The organism is Lamprobacter sp., from assembly GCF_034860625.1.
Classification (GTDB): domain Bacteria; phylum Pseudomonadota; class Gammaproteobacteria; order Chromatiales; family Chromatiaceae; genus Lamprobacter.
This window is the reverse complement of the sequence record NZ_JAYESN010000563.1, coordinates 1-1,193: the sequence shown is the minus strand read 5'-3', so window position 1 is coordinate 1,193 and position 1,193 is coordinate 1. Positions and strand designations below refer to the sequence as shown.

The 1,193-nt window shown below is 62.4% G+C and carries 1 protein-coding gene; it reads left to right on the top strand.

All coding sequences use genetic code 11. The annotated features are described in order from the left end of the window. Positions 1–734: 734 nt before the first annotated feature. On the top strand, positions 735–1,193 hold a 459-nt coding region (locus tag VBE63_RS29810), incomplete at its 3' end, for a reverse transcriptase domain-containing protein (RefSeq protein ID WP_323686583.1).

Sequence of the window (1,193 nt, the reverse complement as noted above, 5' to 3'; positions counted from 1 at the left end):
CGGATGCGGGAGTTCCGCATGTCCGGATCTGTGGGAGCCGCGGGGGAGTAATCCCACGCGGGTGTGACCGGCATGTCAGTCGGCTAGCTGGTGCAAGTCCAGCCATGGCCCTGGGAGCGGGGAACATGTAGGCGAAGGCAAGGGTGCCCGAAGAAACTCCCGTTTGCACCTTAAGGAAGAGGCGGACGGCAAGGCTGCGGCCGGACGGGAGCCAATGAGGGATCTGAAGGAAGCCGGAGTCCAAATTCGCCACCTGAGCGAAAGCGAATCTTCGTTGAGGCAGGCAGGGGTGGGCGAGGTGCCCCGTACCACCAAAGCCCGAAATGCTCCACGTAAACTCCTGTCGGTATAGAAGGCAGGTGGGCGAAGACAGAGGCGACTGACTTACTGAGGTGTTGCGGCCGTCGATCCTGGGTCGGTGTAACGACGACACTTTAAGCCCTAAGCGGCGCGGAGACGTGACACGTGATGGGACGGGGGCCTGCAGACGAAGCCGTAGTACTCGTAAAGCCTGATGCCGATGACGCGGCGGTGACGTCGTTGAGGGGAAAACACCAGGCCAGCGACAAGGACGTTGGAGGAGAAGGGCGGAACACGTAAGCGGTTTTAGAGAGCCATGAGAGACCGTGGGGACGAGATCAGCCCGCCGAGGGAGCCGGCGCCAGGCCGAGACGTAGACACCGGCCGTACAGCGCCCGCGCAGATCGACGAAGGCCCCGCGCAAAGAGAGTGACATGCTTCAACAAGACCTATTGACCGACGAGCGAAGACTCTTCGAGGAACTGTGCACGCTCGACAGACTGCGCGCAGGCTTTCAGCGCGTGAAGAAGAACAAAGGAAGTCCCGGCGTGGATGGAATCACCCTTGCCGAGTTTGACTCGCGCGTAGACGAAGAGCTAGGCCGGCTAAAAGCGGAGCTTGAGAGCTGGACCTACAAACCCGCACCGGTGCGACGGGTGGAGATTCCCAAGCCCGGTGGTCGCGGCACGCGCAACCTAGGCGTGCCCACGGTGCGCGATCGGGTCGTGCAAGCGACCCTCAAGCACCTGTTAGAGCCGATCTTCGAGCCGACCTTCTCCGCCCACAGCGACGGCTTTCGCCCTGGGCGCAGCCAGCACCAAGCGATCGAGGCGGCACGCGAGATCGTGGCCGGCGGCAAGCCCTACGTTGTGGACTTGGATTTGGCGCAATTT